Below are 17,520 nucleotides of genomic sequence, written 5' to 3' on the forward strand. Positions count from 1 at the left end.
AAGATGACTAAAGAAATTCATTTAGCAAAACAAAAAAGAAGAAACCAAAAAATTGCTTTTGGACTGTTTCAATTCACCAGCTATGCCGTTGTGGGTCTTTTATTTGTAATTTTAGCTTTTATAGTAATAAAAGGAATTGGCGTTATCAGTTGGGAGTTTATTTCAGAAATGCCCAAAGAGGGAATGACAAAAGGAGGGATTTTCCCGGCAATAGTGGGGACTCTTTGTTTGGTTTTTGGAAGTATGATTTTTGCCTTTCCGGTAGGAGTTTTGGCAGCTATTTACATGAATGAATATGTAAAAGATGGCTGGATGAAGAAGATTATTAAACAAATGACAAATAACCTGGCCGGAGTTCCCTCGATCGTTTTTGGTCTTTTCGGGATGGCATTGTTTGTTAATAAACTGGAATTTGGAGATTCTCTTTTAGCAGGATCCTTAACCTTGGGATTATTAGTTTTGCCTGTGGTAATACGAACTACCGAAGAATCATTAAAATCAGTTGATGACACTTTTAGACAAGCCAGTTTAGGTCTGGGAGCCAGTAAATGGCAAACTACCAGCAAAGTGGTTTTTCCTATAGCTTTTCCAAATATTATTACGGGATTAATCCTTTCCATAGGAAGGGTTTCAGGAGAAACAGCACCCATTTTATTTACCGTTGCGGCTTATTTTTTGCCTAAATTACCTACCTCGATTTTTGATCAAGCCATGGCGTTGCCGTATCATTTATACGTAATTTCAACCAGTGGAACAAATATAGAGGCATCGCGGGAAATGGCTTACGGAACGGCACTTATTTTAATTATAATCGTATTAATTTCTAATTTATTGGCGAATGCGCTTCGTAAATATTTTGGAAAAAAAGTAAAAATGAATTAGTATGCAAAAGATAGAATCAAAAGGTATAAATTTTTATTATGGAGAAACTCAGGCATTGCATAATGTTTCGCTATCAATGAAAGAAAACTCAGTAACGGCTTTAATAGGACCCTCCGGTTGTGGAAAATCTACTTATTTGCGTTTACTGAATCGGATGAATGATTTGATTGATAACACAAAAATGACGGGTTCAATTTTGATTGACGGTCAGGATATTTATGAAAAAAATACCAATGTAGATGATTTACGCAAAAATGTTGGGATGGTATTTCAAAAACCAAATCCGTTTCCAAAATCTATTTTTGAGAATGTTGCTTATGGCTTAAAAGTAAACGGAATTACCGATAAAAAGACAATCGAAGAACGCGTGATTACTTCTATCGAGCAAGTGGCGCTTTGGGGAGAAGTGAAAGACAAATTAAAGAAATCGGCTTTTGAGCTTTCGGGAGGACAACAACAACGTTTGTGTATTGCGCGAGCCTTGGCAATCCAACCTTCTATATTGTTAATGGATGAACCGACTTCAGCTTTGGACCCCATTTCTACTTCCAAAATTGAAGAACTTATTTATGAATTGAAAAAACAATATACAATCGTTATAGTGACACATAATATGCAACAAGCTGGTCGTGTGAGTGATACAACTGCTTTTTTCTATATGGGAGAATTGATTGAATATGACAAAACAAAAACTATATTTACAAAACCGTCACAAAAACAAACGGAAGATTACATAACAGGAAGATTTGGATAATATTGATTTTGATTTGTATTCAGAATGGTTTAATTTTAAATCTTGAAATCTTGAAAAAAATGGCGTTACACATAGAAACAGAATTAGGGAAGCTTAAGAATATCATAATAAAAATAGGTGATTTAGCCGAAAACCAGGTGGCTGAGGCTGTCAAAGTATTACTTTCGGAGCCTGTTACAGAAGGTAAAGAAGTTAAAAAAACAGAAAATAAGATTGATAAATTGGATGTAAAAATTGATGAAATTTGTCAAAGCATTTTTGCATTACATCAACCTGTAGCTTCTGATCTACGATTTATTATGTCGGCAATGCAAATCAGCAACGAGATAGAAAGGATAGGTGATCTAGCGATAAGTATCATAAAAAAGTCTAAAAACATTAAAGACAAACATGATTTAATTGTTAAGTTTTCTATTGCTGATATTGCCAAACAAGTGGAGTCAATTACAATAAAAACAAACGAATGTTTTTTAACTCGTAATGAAAGTACGATTGGCGAAATTTTTATTTTGAATAATAGAATAAAAAATGAATGTGATGAAGCCATTCATAACATTATAAATGAGATGAAGTCTAATTCTAAGACGGTCGTTTCAGGAACAAACCTTGTAATTGTTTTAAAACATTTAGAACGTATTTCTGAACATTGTACAAATATTGCAGAGTATGTTTATTTTATGATTAATGCCAAAATTATCAAACACGAAAAATTTGGCAGTACAAAATTCGAAGATTAATTCAATACAGATAAGCTATAATTGCCCTGTATATTTTTATAAAAAACACTAATTTGATACTTTAAAGGGTATAATAATTAGTGTTTTTTATTGGAAAATAAATCTTAATCATAGCGACTGTTTGTTCTTAATAGGATAGGTCTGGAACAATCATAGATCCTTCTCAAAAACTTGAAATAATGCTTTCCAATCTACCGAGGTGTCTAATCGGGGTAATCCTTTGTAGTTTTTTATTTTTTCAATGTCTTTAATCCTGAAATCAACTTGCGATGCGTAAGGTACAAGACCTTCTTTTTCTAGTTTTTTAGCCAAATATTCCTGTTCGTACTGGCCTGGAGTCGGAATAAAAAATGCTTTTTTTCTCAATTGTGCAAGATCCATTATCGTAGTGTAACCGGAACGGCAAAGGACCATTTCACTTTCGTTAAAAGCCAGTTCTAGTTCTGTTGAATTCATGAAGTTGTAATAGGTAACATGTTCTTTTACAACAGTTTTCTGTTCAGATTCTATATTTCCTTCAATAAAAATCACATTTCCTTTGAATTGAACTATTTCTTTCTTCAAATGATGTTCCAATATTCCCCGTTGAGGTTCAGGACCGGAGAGAATGACCAATAAGTCATATTTTTTTGGGACTAATTTTTTCTCTAATCGGCTTATAGGGCCAATGTATTTGATTTTGATATTTGGATCATTTATATGCCCTAGTTTTCCCGTTAGATTTAGAGTTCCGGCGAGATCTGGAACCCAACATTCCGTATATTTCTTTATGATATATTGATGCACTTTAGTGGTTATCCAAGTGGTATTTCCAGTCATTACATTCAGTTGATGGGTGATGAAGACAGACGGCACTTTCTTGCTAATAACGCCTAATCTATTGTCTGAAATAATGCCGTCTATTGCATGTTTTTCAATCCAATTTTTGATTGTTTTTTTTTCTTCCAAAATAGCTCGAACCATTTTGGGACTATTTTGTATCAATTTCAATTTAAAATTGACACCATTTTTGGCATATTCTATTTGGTAAGAGGGAAGTTCGAGTGTTTGTATGTCAGGGAATTCTTTTTTTAGTAATGCCAATGCAATCCCATCGGATGCAATTATAGGAGTGTAATTGTTTTCTAATAACGCTTTAATGATTGGAATGCATCGGGTAGCGTGACCTAAGCCCCAATTTAATGGTGCAATTAATATAGTCTTTTGTTTCGATTTCAAATCCATGTGCGATAAATAGGTTTGTTGTTTTTAATTTGAAAGTTAGGCAATGAACCCGTTTTGTATATTTCTAAGGCATTACCAAACTATTAAATTATTTCATTAAAAATAAGCTCTCAATTGCACATTTCCGGTATGAATGGCTTGACTTGTTTCGCTTTTTCGACCTTGGTAATTAAAGTTTATGTCTAAAAATTGTGTAATGTTTTTTTGCAAAAGCAATCTCCAAGTCAAATTTTGACCCGTTTGCAAGCCTTCCAGCATTTGAAATCCTACCGAGGAAAATTCATTTCCATCAAATTTATTTTGGTAAAAAGAAACCTCCCCGTTCATCGTGAATTTTTTTGTACCCGAATAGGAGAAGGCAGTTCCAAAACGGTTTTGCAGTAGCGTTTCCGAAACTCCAATCTGGTTTTCTTTCTTTTGTAACTCATAAAAGAGATCCCAACTAGTATTCTTGGAAAATAAATAACTGATTTTTGGAGCTAGTTGATAACCGCTGATGTCGTAGTTTTTCTCCGGGAAATTCTCCGATTGAATGGCGGTTTGGATCGTTTTGGCAAAAAAACCAAACAGCCAGCTTTTCTGGTACAAATGGTTGTACTGCAATTGATGGGAACTGTTGGTAGCTTCCTGCGAACCAATGGATAATAAATTTTTGGTTTTATTTTCTAAATAAGAATACGTTGTAGAATGGTTTTGTTTTCCTCGATTGTAAAACAAACTGTTTCTTAAACTGGAATTCAATCCCAGCACATTTTCATTGGAATCGCTAAATGGATTTAATTCAAAATTGGCACCGTCACTTCTCGTTTTTCGGTCGATTATAAAAGCAGTTTGATTGTAGAAATAGGAAAGTAATTTCTTGATTCCTGTTTCATTTTGCCATTGATTTGGGTTTAAAGTGACGGATTGGGAAAACTTATTTTGATGTGTTTTGATGTAAATCCGATTGGGTAAAAACACCCTGATAAATTTCCCCTGATCGATAAACGGAGCGACCTCAAATTCCTGTAATTCTTGAATTCCATTGCTGTTGTAATCGTTCCAAGTGTAAACGCCTTGTCCGGCCGGTACTTCCAGATAGGTAAATTCCTGTTGCGGAATGGTTCCTGAATTCGTTTCGTAAACCGTTGTGCTTTGTATTAATTGATTGAAAAAACGATCCGTGTACACGATTCTGGAATTCAATGTAGGTTCTTTTTTTCGTGTAGCGTCCACAAATTCCAAGACTCTGTAATTGGCAAAAAGGGACAAATCACTTTTATTGGTTTGAATTAATTTCGATTTCAGCATAAAAGTCTGGGAGGAATTTACGCGCTGAATTAAGCCATTTTGTAAGCTGTCATTGGTTCTTTTAAGATAACCCAATTCCACAAAAACCTTCGTGCTGTCGCCTCTTCCGGTGAAAAAACCGTACTCTGTAAACTTTTGGCTCAAAGCCGAAAACTGATTGGTTGTTTTGTCTTTTTCCTGATTATCTTCTAATCGCAAGCTGGAACCAACCCAATTTTTATCGAAATGAAAACGTATTTGAGATTGGTTTCTTAAAAATTCGGAGGATAAAATAGTACCATCACTGTTTAAAAAACTGCCTTGGTTTTGGAAAGTCCAATTTTTTATTCGAAACAAACCATTTAAAACATGCCTGCTACCCGAAAAATTTTCGGTGAAATCTAGTTTTTCAAATTGATACAATACTAATCCTTTATTGGTGGATTTTGGTTTTGGATTTAAATCCAATTGCAATCCGGAAACTAATAAACTTTGATTTCCAATGCCTGCTGTTCCTAAATTCCAATCTCTATTAAATTCTATGTTGTAAAGCCGTTCCACAGATCTGAAATTGTTCTGAATAAATTGATAATTGGTGAAAGCATCCATTTGCCATCTTTTTGAAAATACACGCTGTTTGGCATTTATTTTTCCAGCTATACCTTTATTATTCGCGTCATCAATTGTCGAAAATAAATTTTTATCATTGTTGCTGATGCCAATTTCAAAATCGACTGCTGTTTTTTCATCGGGGTTGTATTTTCCTAAAAAGGTGGCTACTTGTACCTTCGTAGGCGCAATAAGTTGAATTATCGGATCATAATTCCCTTGCGGAATCCCGTTTACTGGAGTAATATATTGATAAACTCGGGTGATTGTGGCTGAATTTGTCACAATATAATTCCCGTTATTGGCTCCTACCAAAGTGAATCGAACATTGAATAATTCTTGCTGTGCGTCATTTGAATATTCGAAAATTTCAACAGCATTTAATATTGTTTTTCGATAAAGTACTTTGTTCTCGGAGTAGGAATCTGAATACGCAGAAGGCGCGGTCATTAAACTAGAATTGTCTCCCGCATTGACTAATATTTGGGCTTGTTCCTGTGAGAGGTTTTGTTGTAACGGCTGGTTTTTCAAGTCGTTTTCCGAATATAAATAACCACCAAAACTCCATTTTTTATTTTCATGCGTGGCTCCGGCGTAAGTTACAAAACGCGTGTAATTCCTGTCAGAATATTGGTATTCTATAGCAATTCGCATTTCGGAAGTTATGGTAAAAAGTGGCGTAAATACAATTTCACCTGCATTATAATCAATCGTGTAATCATTGTTTTCACCTCGTTTCAATAAAATTCCATTGACATAAACCCGCTCTGAACCGGAAACCACCAGAACATATAATTCACCATTTTGCCCTTTTAATTTGTACGGACCTTGGTTGCCCTCTTGTCCCACAATATTACTTTTGGCATATTGTCCGCGGACTAACGCCGCTGAAGCAAATACATTCGTTTTGTTTTCCTCGGTGCCAAAGTTGAAACTTGTGGCCAGTCCCTGTACCTTTTTATTGAAATTTAGGAATTGGGTATTCCTATTTTCCAGAAAAATATCACCCGCACGGATATTCCATTCATCGCTGAATAATTCCATGAAAACATTGTCAAACTGATCTAATTTTTGGGAATAACCACCATCCTGCAACGGAATATTACTGTCTTGAATGGAGGCTCTTAAACTTACTTTTTCGGATATTTTTCCTGTGATTTGCAAGTCTAAATTAGAGTTCAAAACGGCATTTTGATTGTTTCCTATAGTCACGCCACGCGTAATGCTTCCAGAAGTATTTAAACCGTCAAAAGGTACGCTTTTATTGGTGTTTTTATTTTCAATAGCATACAAATCGCCTTGTCCCGCTTCGTTGCTAACAACTTTTGATGCGTCATAAATGCGATATTCTTTGGTAAGAATTTCGGGAAATTTCAAGTATTCTATGGTCAGTGAATCGGAATTGAAAGTGCTGTTTTCTCTTAAAATTAAAGTTCCTTTTTCGAAATTTATTGCAAATAAAGTGCTGTCGATTTGTTTGCCATTGGCGTCAAGCAATTTGAAAAAACTGGAATTAAGGCTTTCTTTTTCAATGTAAATAGTATCGCGCGAAGGAAGAATTTTTTTGGTTTTGTACAGCGAATTTATTTGCTGTGCATGAAGCCCAGAAAAACAACAGATTAGAATCCAAAAAAGTAATTTTTTCAACATAAATACTATAACTCGAAAGTATCAAAAGTAGTATTTATAATTTGATAATCAGAACTTGCGCCACGCAGAAAATATCGGAAAAAATAAATAGTAATTGTGTCAATTCTAGTGTTCGTTTTTTACTTAAAATAATGAAAAATGGGAATCAAATTTAATTTCGATTCCCATTTTTTTAATACTTTATAAAAAGTGTTTACACTTCTTTTGTCACGACTTGCATGGTTTCGCGACTGACTTGTTTCAATAGAACTATTTTATTTTCTTCGACAGTTTGTGCTGCTTTGTCATCAAAATGTCTAATGGTATATAATGTCACATTTTCGTTAAATTCGACTTTGAATTTTTTCGACAAAATAGCATTTAACGCTTTAAAATTATCGAATTTGTCTTCCACACATACCGAAAAACTAATCGCTGAATTCTGAATTAAATTTACTTTTATTTTGAACTGGTGAAACAATGCGAAAATTTCGCTGATGTTTTCTTCCATGATAAAAGAGAAATCTATAGAGGAAAGCGAAATCAAAAGTTGGTTTCTTTTGACAATAAAACAAGGTAAATAAGGTTCTAAATCCACTCCTTTAGAAACGCTTGTTCCTTTTAATAATGGATTTATGAATGATTTCACATATAAGGGAATTTCCTTTTTCTGTAAAGGTTGCAGCGTTTTTGGGTGAATAACCGTTGCACCGTAAAATGCTAATTCAATCGCTTCGCGATACGAAATTTGGTTTAATAAACTGGCGTTTTCAAAATATCTTGGGTCGGCATTCATTACTCCTGGAACATCTTTCCAGATGGTTACGCTTTCGGCATTTAAACAATATGCAAAAATTGCAGCGGTATAATCCGAACCTTCACGGCCTAAAGTGGTAGTGAAATTGTTCTCATCTGAACCCAAGAAACCTTGTGTGATGTTTAGGATTTTTCGTTTTACGTTTTTGGCAATGTTTTTCTGTGTCAATTCCCAATCTACTTCCGCATCTCTATAATTGGCGTCTGTTTTTATGAAATTACGAACGTCCAGCCATTGTGTTTTTATTCCCATGAAATTCATGAAATGACTGAGAATTGTTGTCGAGATTAATTCACCATAACTTACAATCTGGTCGTAAACAAAATTATAATTTGGAGATTTATTGTGTGCCAAAAAATATTCTAAATCAGAAAATTGTGTATTTACAGCTGCAAAAACTTCATTTTTTTCATCCTCAAATAAATCCATCAAAATTTGATTGTGGTATTTTTTTACTTCTTGGACAGATGAATTTAACTCAGCCGATTTGTCGAAATAGTTTTTTATGACGAGTTCCAATGCATTCGTCGTTTTTCCCATTGCAGAAACGACCAGCAATACATCTTCGTAACCCACTTTTTGTAAAACGTCGTACACGTTTTTAATTCCTGCGGCATCTTTTACAGAAGCTCCTCCAAATTTGAATACTCTCATATTTTAAACAAAAATTGTTCTTTATTTTATTTCAATTTATTCTCCACAAAATTGGTGATTCCCAATTCGTCCATTTGTACTACATACCAGTCACGAAGGACTTTTGCGCCTGATTTTTCATAGAAATCTATTGCCGGAGTATTCCAGTCCAATACATTCCATTCCACTCTTCGAACCTGATCTTTTTTACCCTGTTTTATAATTTCAGAATACAAAGCATATCCAAGTCCGGTTCCACGCATTTTATCTTTTACCACTAAATCTTCCAGATGGATTGTTTTTCCTTTCCAAGTCGAATAACGGTAATAATATAAAGCGATACCCACAATTTCTGACTCCACTTCGGCAACAAAAACATGAAAGAGAGGAACAGGGCCAAAACCATCCCGAATTAAATCGTCAACAGTTACAAGAACTGCATTTGGCTCTTTTTCAAACTCAGCTAATTCTTTGATAAGCCCTAATACAGCTTTCATGTCTTCTGGATTTCCTCTTCTAATATTCATGATCTTTTATTTTAATGTTCTAAAAACACGATAAAACAGTATTTATACGTACAAAACCGGAGCTTTAATAAGCAAATATACAATACTGATAAACTAACTAAATATTATTGAAATCATTTTCACAAAAAAAACGATATTTGTGACTTCAAAATAACTACAACGATTTCTTAATGGAACAACGCAACAAAACACTAGGAGAATTTATCATTGAAAACCAAAATGCTTTTCAATATTCATCAGGCGAATTATCCCGAATCATTAACTCCATCCGATTGGCAGCCAAGGTGGTCAATTATAAAGTAAACAAAGCGGGGCTTGTAGATATTGTAGGTGCTGCGGGGGAGCAAAACATTCAGGGAGAAGATCAGCAAAAACTCGACGTGTATGCAAATGAAGTTTTTATTCAAACGCTAATCAATCGGGAAATTGTATGTGGAATCGCTTCTGAGGAAAACGATGAGTTTATTACAGTGGAAGGAAGCGACAAAAGCCACAACAATAAATATGTAGTTTTAATGGATCCTCTTGACGGTTCTTCTAATATTGATGTAAACGTTTCAGTAGGGACAATATTCTCTGTTTATAGAAGAATTACGCCAATAGGAACTCCAGTTACAATAGAAGATTTTTTGCAGCCGGGAATCAATCAGGTTGCTGCAGGTTATGTGATTTACGGTACGTCAACGATGCTAGTTTATACTACAGGACACGGCGTAAATGGATTTACATTAAATCCGGCTATTGGAACATTTTATTTGTCACATCCAAACATGCAGTTTTCCAAAGACGGACATATTTATTCAATCAATGAAGGGAACTATGTTCATTTTCCACAAGGGGTTAAAGATTATATTAAATACTGCCAGTCCGAAGAAGATGATAGACCGTACACGTCACGTTATATAGGAAGTTTGGTTTCGGATATTCACAGAAACATAATTAAAGGCGGAATTTATATTTATCCAATAAGTTCCAAAGCACCAAAAGGGAAATTACGTTTGTTATACGAATGTAATCCGATGGCATTTATTGTTGAACAAGCTGGTGGTAAAGCCTCAGATGGTTTTGGAAGTATTATGGAAATTATACCAACTGAATTGCATGAGCGGGTACCTTTTTTCTGCGGAAGCTACAATATGGTGGAAAAAGCAGAAGAATTTATGCATAAAGCAAAATTAAGCAAATACTAAAAATAAAAAAGCTTCCGCCATGGCGGAAGCTTTTTTTATATACTTATATGATTACTTGTTCATATTTTGCATCTCAAAAATGAAAGTGTCTAAATCAACCTCTTTATCTACTAATTTAAGCGCTTTATCTACAATGTAGTCTACGTTTTCAGCGTTAAAGCCTAAACCTACACCAATTTTTCTAAGCATTACTTCTTGTTTGTCACCTAAATGATGATCAACATGAACGATTCGGGCTAAATCATACAAACGCTCCATTCTTTGCTCGTACAAATAAGGCGGATTGATTGGGTATTTTAAAGGATTCTCTAGAATTTCCTCATATTCTGCAGCAGAAATTTCTAATCGAACTGCCAGTTTGTCTAAAAATGCTTTTTCTTCTGGAGAAAACTTCTCGTCAGTAAGCGCTACACGGACAATTGATGCAAAATGACCTTTATTTCGTTGCTTAAATTCGCTATCAAATAAATCTGAAAATGACATAATTATTGGTTTTATATCTTACAAAGATAAATCTATTTTTAAATTATTGATTTTAATTTTTTTATATTTTTTCTTTTAGTAAGTTCTGTTTTGAAATGTATTTATTTAAATATTCAAATGAATCATTTTCAAAATTAATCGTAAGTTTACAACCCCTTTATCAACTTAATAAATTACTGATGTCAGAATTTTGGATTTACTTTCAAATAGGATTAAAACACGTTTTGGATATTCATGCTTATGATCATGTTTTATTTTTAATCGCCCTAGCGGTTCCTTTCTCTTTCAAGGATTGGAAGCGAATTGTACTTTTGGTTACCCTTTTTACCATTGGTCACACGATGGCTTTAATGCTTTCTGTTTTTGGTATAATTGCCATAAAAGTGAATGTAGTCGAATTATTAATTCCAATAACGATTCTAATAACAGCATTGTTTAACCTTTTTACAGCTGGAAAATCAAGCAAGAAAGAAAGTATCAATTTGGTGTTTTTTATTACGCTTTTCTTTGGGATAATTCATGGATTGGGATTTTCAAATTATTTTAAATCGATTCTTGGAGGTGATGCTACTTCTAAAATATTGCCTTTGTCAGAATTTGCGTTAGGTATAGAAGCGGCTCAGATTGTTGTGGTTTTTGTCGTTTTGATTTTGTCGTATATAGTTCAAACCGTTTTTAGATTTTCGAAACGCGATTGGACATTAGTAATGTCGGCATTTATAATAGGAGTGGTTATACCAATGATTGTGGAAAGTGAAATCTGGATAAGATAAAATGAACGAAAAAAAATTAAATAAATACGATAAAGCGTATCTTAGAATTGCCAAAGAATGGAGTTTACTGTCGTATTGTAAACGCAAACAAGTTGGTGCGATTATTGTACGAGATCGAATGATAATCTCTGACGGATACAACGGAACGCCCTCGGGTTTTGAAAATTGCTGTGAAGACGAGGAAGGATTAACGCGTTGGGATGTTTTACATGCTGAGGCAAATGCGATTCTGAAAGTAGCCCGATCCACGCAATCCTGTGAAGGAGCCACATTGTATATTACGCTTTCGCCTTGCAAGGAATGCAGTAAATTGATTCATCAATCCGGAATAAAAAGAGTGGTGTATCACAATGGATATCGGGATGATTCAGGAATTCAGTTTCTGATAAAAGCCGGAGTAGAGGTGGAACAGATTTCAATTTTAGAAGAATAAATGAACTTTAATACTAAATATTTGCCCATTCTTATTTTTTCAACACTTGCTTTGGGTGTTGTCTTGGGTGGAATGTTAAATTTTCCTAACACAGCAGATTATCTTGTTAAAAACAATTCGAAAAGCAAGCTAAATAAACTCATTGATTTTATCGATAATGAATACGTGGATGATGTTAATACGGACTCTATTGTAAATCTTACGGTTGATAATATTTTGGCACAGCTCGATCCTCATTCCGTATATATTCCGCCAAGTGATCAGCAAGAAGTGATGGAAAGCATGAAGGGAAACTTCGTAGGAATAGGGGTGAATTTTTATATGTACAAAGATTCTGTTGCTGTAATAAAACCAGTAGAGAACGGCCCTTCGGCAAAAGCTGGAATAAAGGCAGGCGACCGTATTTTATATGCTGATAAAACAAAATTGTATGGGCGTAAATTACCGACTGACAGTTTGTTTTCTAAGTTAAAAGGAACTATTGGCTCCGATATTGAACTTACGATTTACAGAAAATCAGAACATAAAAAACTAAAACTAAAAATAAAGCGAGACGTTATTCCTTTGAAAAGTGTCGATGTGGTACTGCTTTTAGGTAATGCGACAGGATATATAAAAATAAATCGATTTGCGGAAACTACTTATAAAGAGTTTATGGCAGGTTTGTCTAAACTCAAACAGCAAGGAGCAAAATCACTTATTATTGACGTTCGGGATAATGGTGGCGGATATATGGAAGAAGCGATTGCCATTGCCGATGAATTGTTGCCGGATAAACAACTGATTGTTTTTACTAAAAATAAAAACGGAAATATTGATAAAACATTTGCAACTGCAAAAGGTAATTTTGAAAAAGGCAATGTTTTTATTTTAATCAATGAAAACAGTGCGTCAGCTAGTGAAATTCTTGCCGGTGCGATTCAGGATAATGATAGAGGAACCATTGTGGGGCGTCGTTCTTTTGGAAAAGGATTGGTACAGCGAGAAATGGATTTTGCCGATGGTTCAGCCGTTCGATTGACTATTGCCAGATATTACACTCCAACAGGACGTTCGATTCAAAAGCCATATTCAAAAGGAAATGAAGCCTATTTCAAAGAATCAGAAGCTCGTTTTGGGAATGGTGAATTGTATGACAAAGACAGTATAAAAGTTTCGGACACCATAAAATTCAAAACTAAAAAAGGTAAAATTGTATATGGCGGCGGCGGAATTGTCCCAGATGTTTTTGTTCCCCTTGAAGTGGAGCATGGAAATGAAAGTACCGCTTATTTATTGCAATCCGGAATTGTAGGTAATTTTGTTTTTGAGCAATTGGATAAAAACCGAAGTGCTTTTAAAGGATTGTCTTTCGATCAATTTCAAACTAAAATGAATGCCACAGAGATGTATTTTAATGGATTCCAAAAGTTTATTTTTGGAAACGGATTGGATCTGAATTTTGGAAAAAGCAAGGCTTTGGTAAAACGCTATCTTTCCGCTGAATTTGCCCGACAATTGTATGGCGAAAGCTATTATTATGAGATTGTGTTGAAAGAAGATGCGATGGTAAAAAAGGTTTTAAATCAGTAAGGCAATCTATTATTGAGATAATAAATAGTTTAGAGTTTAAGGATAATTAAAAGTTTAATTCAACTTTTTCTACCTAATACTGTCATGGGCATGCGTTTGAATCCCGTGATTCCATAACGTTAGGATGTCTGTTGCAACTGCGGCGCCACTTCCGGCAGCAATGGCCAGTTGACTTCTCCAGCCTGCTAAAGTTCCTATCACGTAAATACCTTCGGCAACTTTATGGTCGATGTTCTTGAGTTGTATTCTTTGTTTTTCAGGAAGCGATTTTTGATGTGGATCTACATATTCCATTAAGCCTTCGATGGCAAAAGTATTTGCCGAACCAATTCCTACGACAATTATGCGGGTTTTGTAGCTTGTTTTATTTGTAATGACTGTAAATTCAGGACAAATGCCTTCGATTTTCAGTACTTTTTCACTGGGAATTTGCAGAATGTGCGGATACGTTTCGGAAAGATGCGTGATGCTTTCGTGCAGTAAATCAGAGCCTAATTTTCCAGGTGGTATTCCGTAAGCGTTCTTGAATAACGCTTCTTGAAGGGAAGATGTTTTTTGATGGGTAAAAATGCCAATTTTTTTATCAGCGACAAAAGGTTTGTTTTTTGCCGAACCTAGTACAAGTGAACATGACATTCCTGAAACCCCACCGCCAATAATCAAAACATCAAACATAATTATAGATTGTCATTCGATTTTTCCTCTATTTTTTTAGACATTCTAAAAATGAGAAGGATCAACACGGCACAAAAAGAAGCTGCGATTCCAATAAAAGCAACTACGCTATCTCCTTGAAATGGATTTTTAAAGTCCAATAAAGTAACATTAAATAGGATTAGAGCTAATGCTAAAAATACCAATATGTTAGTGAAAATTTTCATAAGATGTTTTTGTTTTTTAATATAAAAGAAAGAAATATTTAGGGATGTTATTTAGAAAGTAGTTTTTCTAAAAATCTAGTTATTTATATAAAGTGTTAGGGGGTAAATTTATGAAAATTAAATTTAGACAAACAAACCTTTAACATTCGCAGCGAATAATTTAACAGCAATAGCGAGAAGAACTACTCCAAAAGTCTTTCTGATGACTCCAAGTCCATTCTCACCTAACATTTTTTCAATTTTAGAAGAGGATTTCAAAACGACGTATACCAAGATGATATTTAAAATTATGGCAATCACAATGTTAATTGTGTAAAACTGAGAACGCAAAGACAGTAAAGTTGTCATGGTCCCGGCTCCGGCAATCAAAGGAAATGCTAATGGTACAATGGAGGCGGAACTGGCTTCCTCATCACGATAAATCCTGATTCCTAAAATCATTTCTAGCGCCAAAAAGAATAAGACAAAAGATCCGGCAACTGCAAATGAATTGACGTCGATACCAATTAATTTTAAAAGCTCTTCACCTGCAAAAAGAAAAACAATCATAATGACACCGGCAACAATGGATGCTTTTTCAGATTCAATGTGTCCGTGTTTTGTTCTTAAATCAACAATAATTGGGATGGATCCCACAATATCAATTACGGCGAAAAGCACCATTCCAACTGTGATTATTTCTCTAATGTCTAATTCCATAATTCGGGTACTTATTTATCACAAAAGTATTGAATTTTGTTTGTTTATGGGCTACGTTAATTTTTAATTTATCAGGCTATTTTTCTCTTTTCTTTTAATAGATATTGCTCCTTCTTAATTTTATTTAATTAATCATAACTATCTGATAATCAATTTGTAAATTTGTATTTAATCTAAAATTTACTGTCATGAAAAAGATGTGTTGGGTTTTTAGTTTGGTGTTGTTGTTGGTTTTTAATAATGTTTTGGAAGCGCAAATTTTAAAAAAACTGCAAAAAAAAGTCCAAGATAAAATAGAACAGAAAGCCAGTGATAAAGAGGAAGAGGAAACGAAGAATTCTAAAGATAAGGCTTTGGATGCTAATGTGATGGCAATGGCATATGGAAAAAACAAAGTTGATCCTGCTTTGGTTCCAGATTCCTATTCGTTCAGCTGGAAATATTCTTTGGAAATTCAGAGTGAAAATGAAAAGGCGATGATTATGGATTATTTTTTAGAGCCTAATGCGGAATATTTTGGTTTCAAAATGGGAGAATCCGGTGAAATGTTTATGGTAATTGACAGCAGGAATAAGTTGATGATTACTGCTTTTGAACAAGAAAAAGAAAAGGTTGCCATGGCTTCTAAAATGCCTGATTACTCTGAAATGACATCAAAAGAGAATGAAAGTGACGGATTTTCATACAGGTCGCTTCCTAATAAAATAATTATGGGTTATAATTGTAAGGGAATTGAAGCCACAAGTAAGGACTTTGATATGGTATTTTATTATACAAATGAGGCCAAGGTGAGTTTTTCGGATATGTTTAGATCTCAGCAAAGACAGAAAACTCCGGATGTATTGAAACGTTATTTTAAAACGGGAGACCGACCTTTGATGATGACAATGAGTATGAAAGACTTGAAAGATAAAGGAAAAATCACCACCATGAAATGTGTTGTTTTAGAAAAAAATTCTCGTGAATTTCTAAAATCAGATTATAAATTCATGTGACTTATTCTTTATTTTCTTCTATTTTGTTTTCGAATTTTATGATTTGCTGAAGTGCTTTTTTGAATTTCTTTGAATACCTTTGCAGAATGTTTCAACTAGGAAAAACCATCGTCTCAGAAGACTTACTCGAAAAAGATTTTGTTTGCAATTTGACCGCTTGTAAAGGCGCTTGCTGTGTAGACGGCGACGCTGGAGCGCCATTAAGTTTGGAGGAAACTAAAATCCTCGAATCTATTTATCCAAAGGTCAAACCCTTTTTGCGTAAGCAGGGAATTGCTGCTATTGAAGCGCAAGGAACTTGGGTCAAAGGAACCGATGGTGATCTTGAAACACCATTAATCGATGATAAAGATTGCGCATACGTAATATTTGACGGTAAAACGGCTTTATGTGGTATCGAACAAGCGTACAACCAAGGAATAATCGACTGGAAAAAACCGGTTTCTTGCCATCTTTATCCAGTGCGGGTTAAAGATTTTACGGAATTTGCCGCTGTTAATTATGACAAATGGGATATTTGTGATCCGGCCTGTTCTTTAGGTCAAGAGTTAGAAGTTCCGGTTTATAAATTTGTCAAAGAAGCACTGGTTAGAAGGTTTGGTGAGGATTGGTATGCCGAGCTTGAGACAGTTGCCGAAGAGCATAAAAATAATTCAAAATAGAATAAAAAAATCTTGTTTTCTATTTTAAAAATCCTATATTTTACGGTACTTTACACTATTTTTTAGATTTTAATAAACTGATTTACAGTTTGTTATGTTTTTAATAAAAATCTATTTATTTTTTCTTTTGTTAAAAACTATGGCTTATTGTGGATAAGTTTGGCTTTTAGTTTCATCAATATTTGACAATCTTTGTAAAGATGAAAGTCAAAAAAAAAGAGCCTACAGACTCAGAAAGTCTTTGGCTCAAGTTTTGGAAACTCACTCCGTCAATTGTTGGTTTTGGACGACTCATTTTTGACGTAGTGAAATTATTTATCGAAAGATAGAATAATTTAAAAGCCGATATAATCGTAGTGATTGTATCGGTTTTTTAATGCATCAAAAATAGTGTATAAATATTTGAAACAAAGTTAAAGTGCACTTAAAATTATGAACAATTTAATTTTTTGTATTGATAAGTTTTTCAAGTGTATTTATTTTTAATTAATGATGTGTTTTGTTGGCTAAATTTAAAATATTTTTTTTAAAAATAAAATCAAATTTTCTTGTTTACTGTTTTTAAAATCCTATATTCTACGGTACTTTGTGCCCTTTTTTTTAGTTTTAAATATTTGATTTTTAAATATTTAAAATATTTGTGAGAAATGGTCTTCTATTGAGTGTTTGTTAAAAACTATAACCGATTGTGGATAAGTTTGGCTTTTAATTCCAGCAATATTTCACAATCTTTGTAACTCTTAAAGCGGAA

The 17,520-nt window shown here is 34.0% G+C and carries 18 protein-coding genes; 10 read left to right on the top strand and 8 right to left on the bottom strand.

Annotated elements, in window-relative coordinates:
- Positions 1-3: 3 nt before the first annotated feature.
- Genes pstA through phoU form a run of 3 tightly spaced genes read left to right on the top strand, consistent with a single transcriptional unit; the run spans position 4 to position 2,373 of the window.
- Complete coding sequence (gene pstA / locus BC952_RS03585; protein ID WP_121364276.1) at positions 4-882, top strand: phosphate ABC transporter permease PstA; 879 nt, start codon at positions 4-6, stop codon at positions 880-882.
- A 1-nt stretch (position 883) separates the two neighbouring features.
- A complete protein-coding gene (pstB, locus tag BC952_RS03590; protein ID WP_121364277.1) occupies positions 884-1,636 on the top strand; it encodes a phosphate ABC transporter ATP-binding protein PstB in 753 nt (250 codons plus the stop codon).
- A 59-nt stretch (positions 1,637-1,695) separates the two neighbouring features.
- Complete coding sequence (phoU, locus tag BC952_RS03595; protein ID WP_091166532.1) at positions 1,696-2,373, top strand: phosphate signaling complex protein PhoU; 678 nt, start codon at positions 1,696-1,698, stop codon at positions 2,371-2,373.
- Positions 2,374-2,523: 150 nt separating this feature from the next.
- On the opposite strand, the gene BC952_RS03600 is transcribed toward phoU, so the two are convergent.
- The 4 genes from BC952_RS03600 to BC952_RS03615 all read right to left on the bottom strand — a co-directional run bounded on the left by BC952_RS03600 (position 2,524) and on the right by BC952_RS03615 (position 9,081).
- Entirely contained in the window at positions 2,524-3,597 is a 1,074-nt protein-coding gene (locus BC952_RS03600; protein ID WP_121364278.1) for a glycosyltransferase, read from the bottom strand.
- A gap of 96 nt (positions 3,598-3,693) precedes the next feature.
- Positions 3,694-7,125 (bottom strand): hypothetical protein, encoded by a 3,432-nt coding sequence (locus BC952_RS03605; protein WP_121364279.1) that lies wholly within the window; start codon positions 7,123-7,125, stop codon positions 3,694-3,696.
- Between the two features lie 193 nt (positions 7,126-7,318).
- A complete protein-coding gene (locus BC952_RS03610) occupies positions 7,319-8,575 on the bottom strand; it encodes an aspartate kinase (protein WP_121364280.1) in 1,257 nt (418 codons plus the stop codon).
- 26 nt (positions 8,576-8,601) lie between these two features.
- Positions 8,602-9,081, bottom strand: a complete 480-nt coding sequence (locus BC952_RS03615; RefSeq protein WP_121364281.1) for a GNAT family N-acetyltransferase — start codon at positions 9,079-9,081, stop codon at positions 8,602-8,604.
- Between the two features lie 170 nt (positions 9,082-9,251).
- Between BC952_RS03615 and fbp the strand changes: the two genes are divergently transcribed.
- Positions 9,252-10,271, top strand: a complete 1,020-nt coding sequence (fbp, locus tag BC952_RS03620) for a class 1 fructose-bisphosphatase (protein WP_121364282.1) — start codon at positions 9,252-9,254, stop codon at positions 10,269-10,271.
- Between the two features lie 51 nt (positions 10,272-10,322).
- Here the strand turns inward: fbp and BC952_RS03625 are convergent, their stop codons facing one another.
- Complete coding sequence (locus BC952_RS03625) at positions 10,323-10,754, bottom strand: tellurite resistance TerB family protein (RefSeq protein WP_121364283.1); 432 nt, start codon at positions 10,752-10,754, stop codon at positions 10,323-10,325.
- A gap of 179 nt (positions 10,755-10,933) precedes the next feature.
- Here BC952_RS03625 and BC952_RS03630 point away from each other — a divergent pair, with 179 nt between their 5' ends.
- From BC952_RS03630 to BC952_RS03640, 3 genes are read left to right on the top strand one after another with little or no spacing between them, the layout of a single operon-like run.
- Entirely contained in the window at positions 10,934-11,527 is a 594-nt protein-coding gene (locus tag BC952_RS03630) for a HupE/UreJ family protein (protein ID WP_121364284.1), read from the top strand.
- Between the two features lies 1 nt (position 11,528).
- Positions 11,529-11,960: a deoxycytidylate deaminase gene (locus BC952_RS03635; protein WP_121364285.1), complete on the top strand. Its 432-nt coding sequence runs from the start codon at positions 11,529-11,531 to the stop codon at positions 11,958-11,960.
- Complete coding sequence (locus BC952_RS03640; protein WP_121364286.1) at positions 11,961-13,532, top strand: S41 family peptidase; 1,572 nt, start codon at positions 11,961-11,963, stop codon at positions 13,530-13,532.
- Between the two features lie 69 nt (positions 13,533-13,601).
- On the opposite strand, the gene BC952_RS03645 is transcribed toward BC952_RS03640, so the two are convergent.
- From BC952_RS03645 to BC952_RS03655, 3 genes are all read right to left on the bottom strand, one after another.
- A complete protein-coding gene (locus BC952_RS03645; RefSeq protein ID WP_121364287.1) occupies positions 13,602-14,207 on the bottom strand; it encodes an FAD-dependent oxidoreductase in 606 nt (201 codons plus the stop codon).
- A gap of 2 nt (positions 14,208-14,209) precedes the next feature.
- Positions 14,210-14,413, bottom strand: coding sequence for a hypothetical protein (locus tag BC952_RS03650; RefSeq protein ID WP_091166062.1), 204 nt, complete (start codon positions 14,411-14,413; stop codon positions 14,210-14,212).
- Positions 14,414-14,536: 123 nt separating this feature from the next.
- Positions 14,537-15,112, bottom strand: a complete 576-nt coding sequence (locus BC952_RS03655; protein ID WP_396180358.1) for a MarC family protein — start codon at positions 15,110-15,112, stop codon at positions 14,537-14,539.
- 188 nt (positions 15,113-15,300) lie between these two features.
- On the opposite strand from BC952_RS03655, the gene BC952_RS03660 reads away from it, so the two are divergent.
- The 3 genes from BC952_RS03660 (at position 15,301) to BC952_RS15120 (ending at position 17,098) form a co-directional block, all read left to right on the top strand.
- Positions 15,301-16,107, top strand: a complete 807-nt coding sequence (locus BC952_RS03660) for a DUF4412 domain-containing protein (protein ID WP_147405259.1) — start codon at positions 15,301-15,303, stop codon at positions 16,105-16,107.
- 86 nt (positions 16,108-16,193) lie between these two features.
- Positions 16,194-16,769: a DUF3109 family protein gene (locus BC952_RS03665; protein ID WP_113634085.1), complete on the top strand. Its 576-nt coding sequence runs from the start codon at positions 16,194-16,196 to the stop codon at positions 16,767-16,769.
- A 200-nt stretch (positions 16,770-16,969) separates the two neighbouring features.
- Complete coding sequence (locus BC952_RS15120) at positions 16,970-17,098, top strand: hypothetical protein (protein ID WP_279629638.1); 129 nt, start codon at positions 16,970-16,972, stop codon at positions 17,096-17,098.
- The last annotated feature ends 422 nt before the right edge of the window (positions 17,099-17,520 follow it).

This window comes from Flavobacterium limicola (genome assembly GCF_003634755.1).
Lineage (GTDB): Bacteria > Bacteroidota > Bacteroidia > Flavobacteriales > Flavobacteriaceae > Flavobacterium > Flavobacterium limicola.

Excerpts from the sequence above, each read along its gene's own strand:
- pstB (WP_121364277.1), top strand. The coding sequence starts at position 884 with ATGCAAAAGATAGAATCAAAAGGTATAAATTTTTATTATGGAGAAACT.
- pstA (WP_121364276.1), top strand. The coding sequence starts at position 4 with ATGACTAAAGAAATTCATTTAGCAAAACAAAAAAGAAGAAACCAAAAA.
- BC952_RS15120 (WP_279629638.1), top strand. The coding sequence starts at position 16,970 with ATGAAAGTCAAAAAAAAAGAGCCTACAGACTCAGAAAGTCTTTGGCTC.
- BC952_RS03605 (WP_121364279.1), bottom strand. The coding sequence starts at position 7,125 with ATGTTGAAAAAATTACTTTTTTGGATTCTAATCTGTTGTTTTTCTGGG.
- BC952_RS03665 (WP_113634085.1), top strand. The coding sequence starts at position 16,194 with ATGTTTCAACTAGGAAAAACCATCGTCTCAGAAGACTTACTCGAAAAA.
- BC952_RS03655 (WP_396180358.1), bottom strand. The coding sequence starts at position 15,112 with ATGGAATTAGACATTAGAGAAATAATCACAGTTGGAATGGTGCTTTTC.
- BC952_RS03630 (WP_121364284.1), top strand. The coding sequence starts at position 10,934 with ATGTCAGAATTTTGGATTTACTTTCAAATAGGATTAAAACACGTTTTG.
- fbp (WP_121364282.1), top strand. The coding sequence starts at position 9,252 with ATGGAACAACGCAACAAAACACTAGGAGAATTTATCATTGAAAACCAA.
- BC952_RS03635 (WP_121364285.1), top strand. The coding sequence starts at position 11,529 with ATGAACGAAAAAAAATTAAATAAATACGATAAAGCGTATCTTAGAATT.
- BC952_RS03610 (WP_121364280.1), bottom strand. The coding sequence starts at position 8,575 with ATGAGAGTATTCAAATTTGGAGGAGCTTCTGTAAAAGATGCCGCAGGA.
- phoU (WP_091166532.1), top strand. The coding sequence starts at position 1,696 with ATGGCGTTACACATAGAAACAGAATTAGGGAAGCTTAAGAATATCATA.
- BC952_RS03640 (WP_121364286.1), top strand. The coding sequence starts at position 11,961 with ATGAACTTTAATACTAAATATTTGCCCATTCTTATTTTTTCAACACTT.
- BC952_RS03615 (WP_121364281.1), bottom strand. The coding sequence starts at position 9,081 with ATGAATATTAGAAGAGGAAATCCAGAAGACATGAAAGCTGTATTAGGG.
- BC952_RS03660 (WP_147405259.1), top strand. The coding sequence starts at position 15,301 with ATGAAAAAGATGTGTTGGGTTTTTAGTTTGGTGTTGTTGTTGGTTTTT.
- BC952_RS03625 (WP_121364283.1), bottom strand. The coding sequence starts at position 10,754 with ATGTCATTTTCAGATTTATTTGATAGCGAATTTAAGCAACGAAATAAA.
- BC952_RS03645 (WP_121364287.1), bottom strand. The coding sequence starts at position 14,207 with ATGTTTGATGTTTTGATTATTGGCGGTGGGGTTTCAGGAATGTCATGT.
- BC952_RS03650 (WP_091166062.1), bottom strand. The coding sequence starts at position 14,413 with ATGAAAATTTTCACTAACATATTGGTATTTTTAGCATTAGCTCTAATC.
- BC952_RS03600 (WP_121364278.1), bottom strand. The coding sequence starts at position 3,597 with ATGGATTTGAAATCGAAACAAAAGACTATATTAATTGCACCATTAAAT.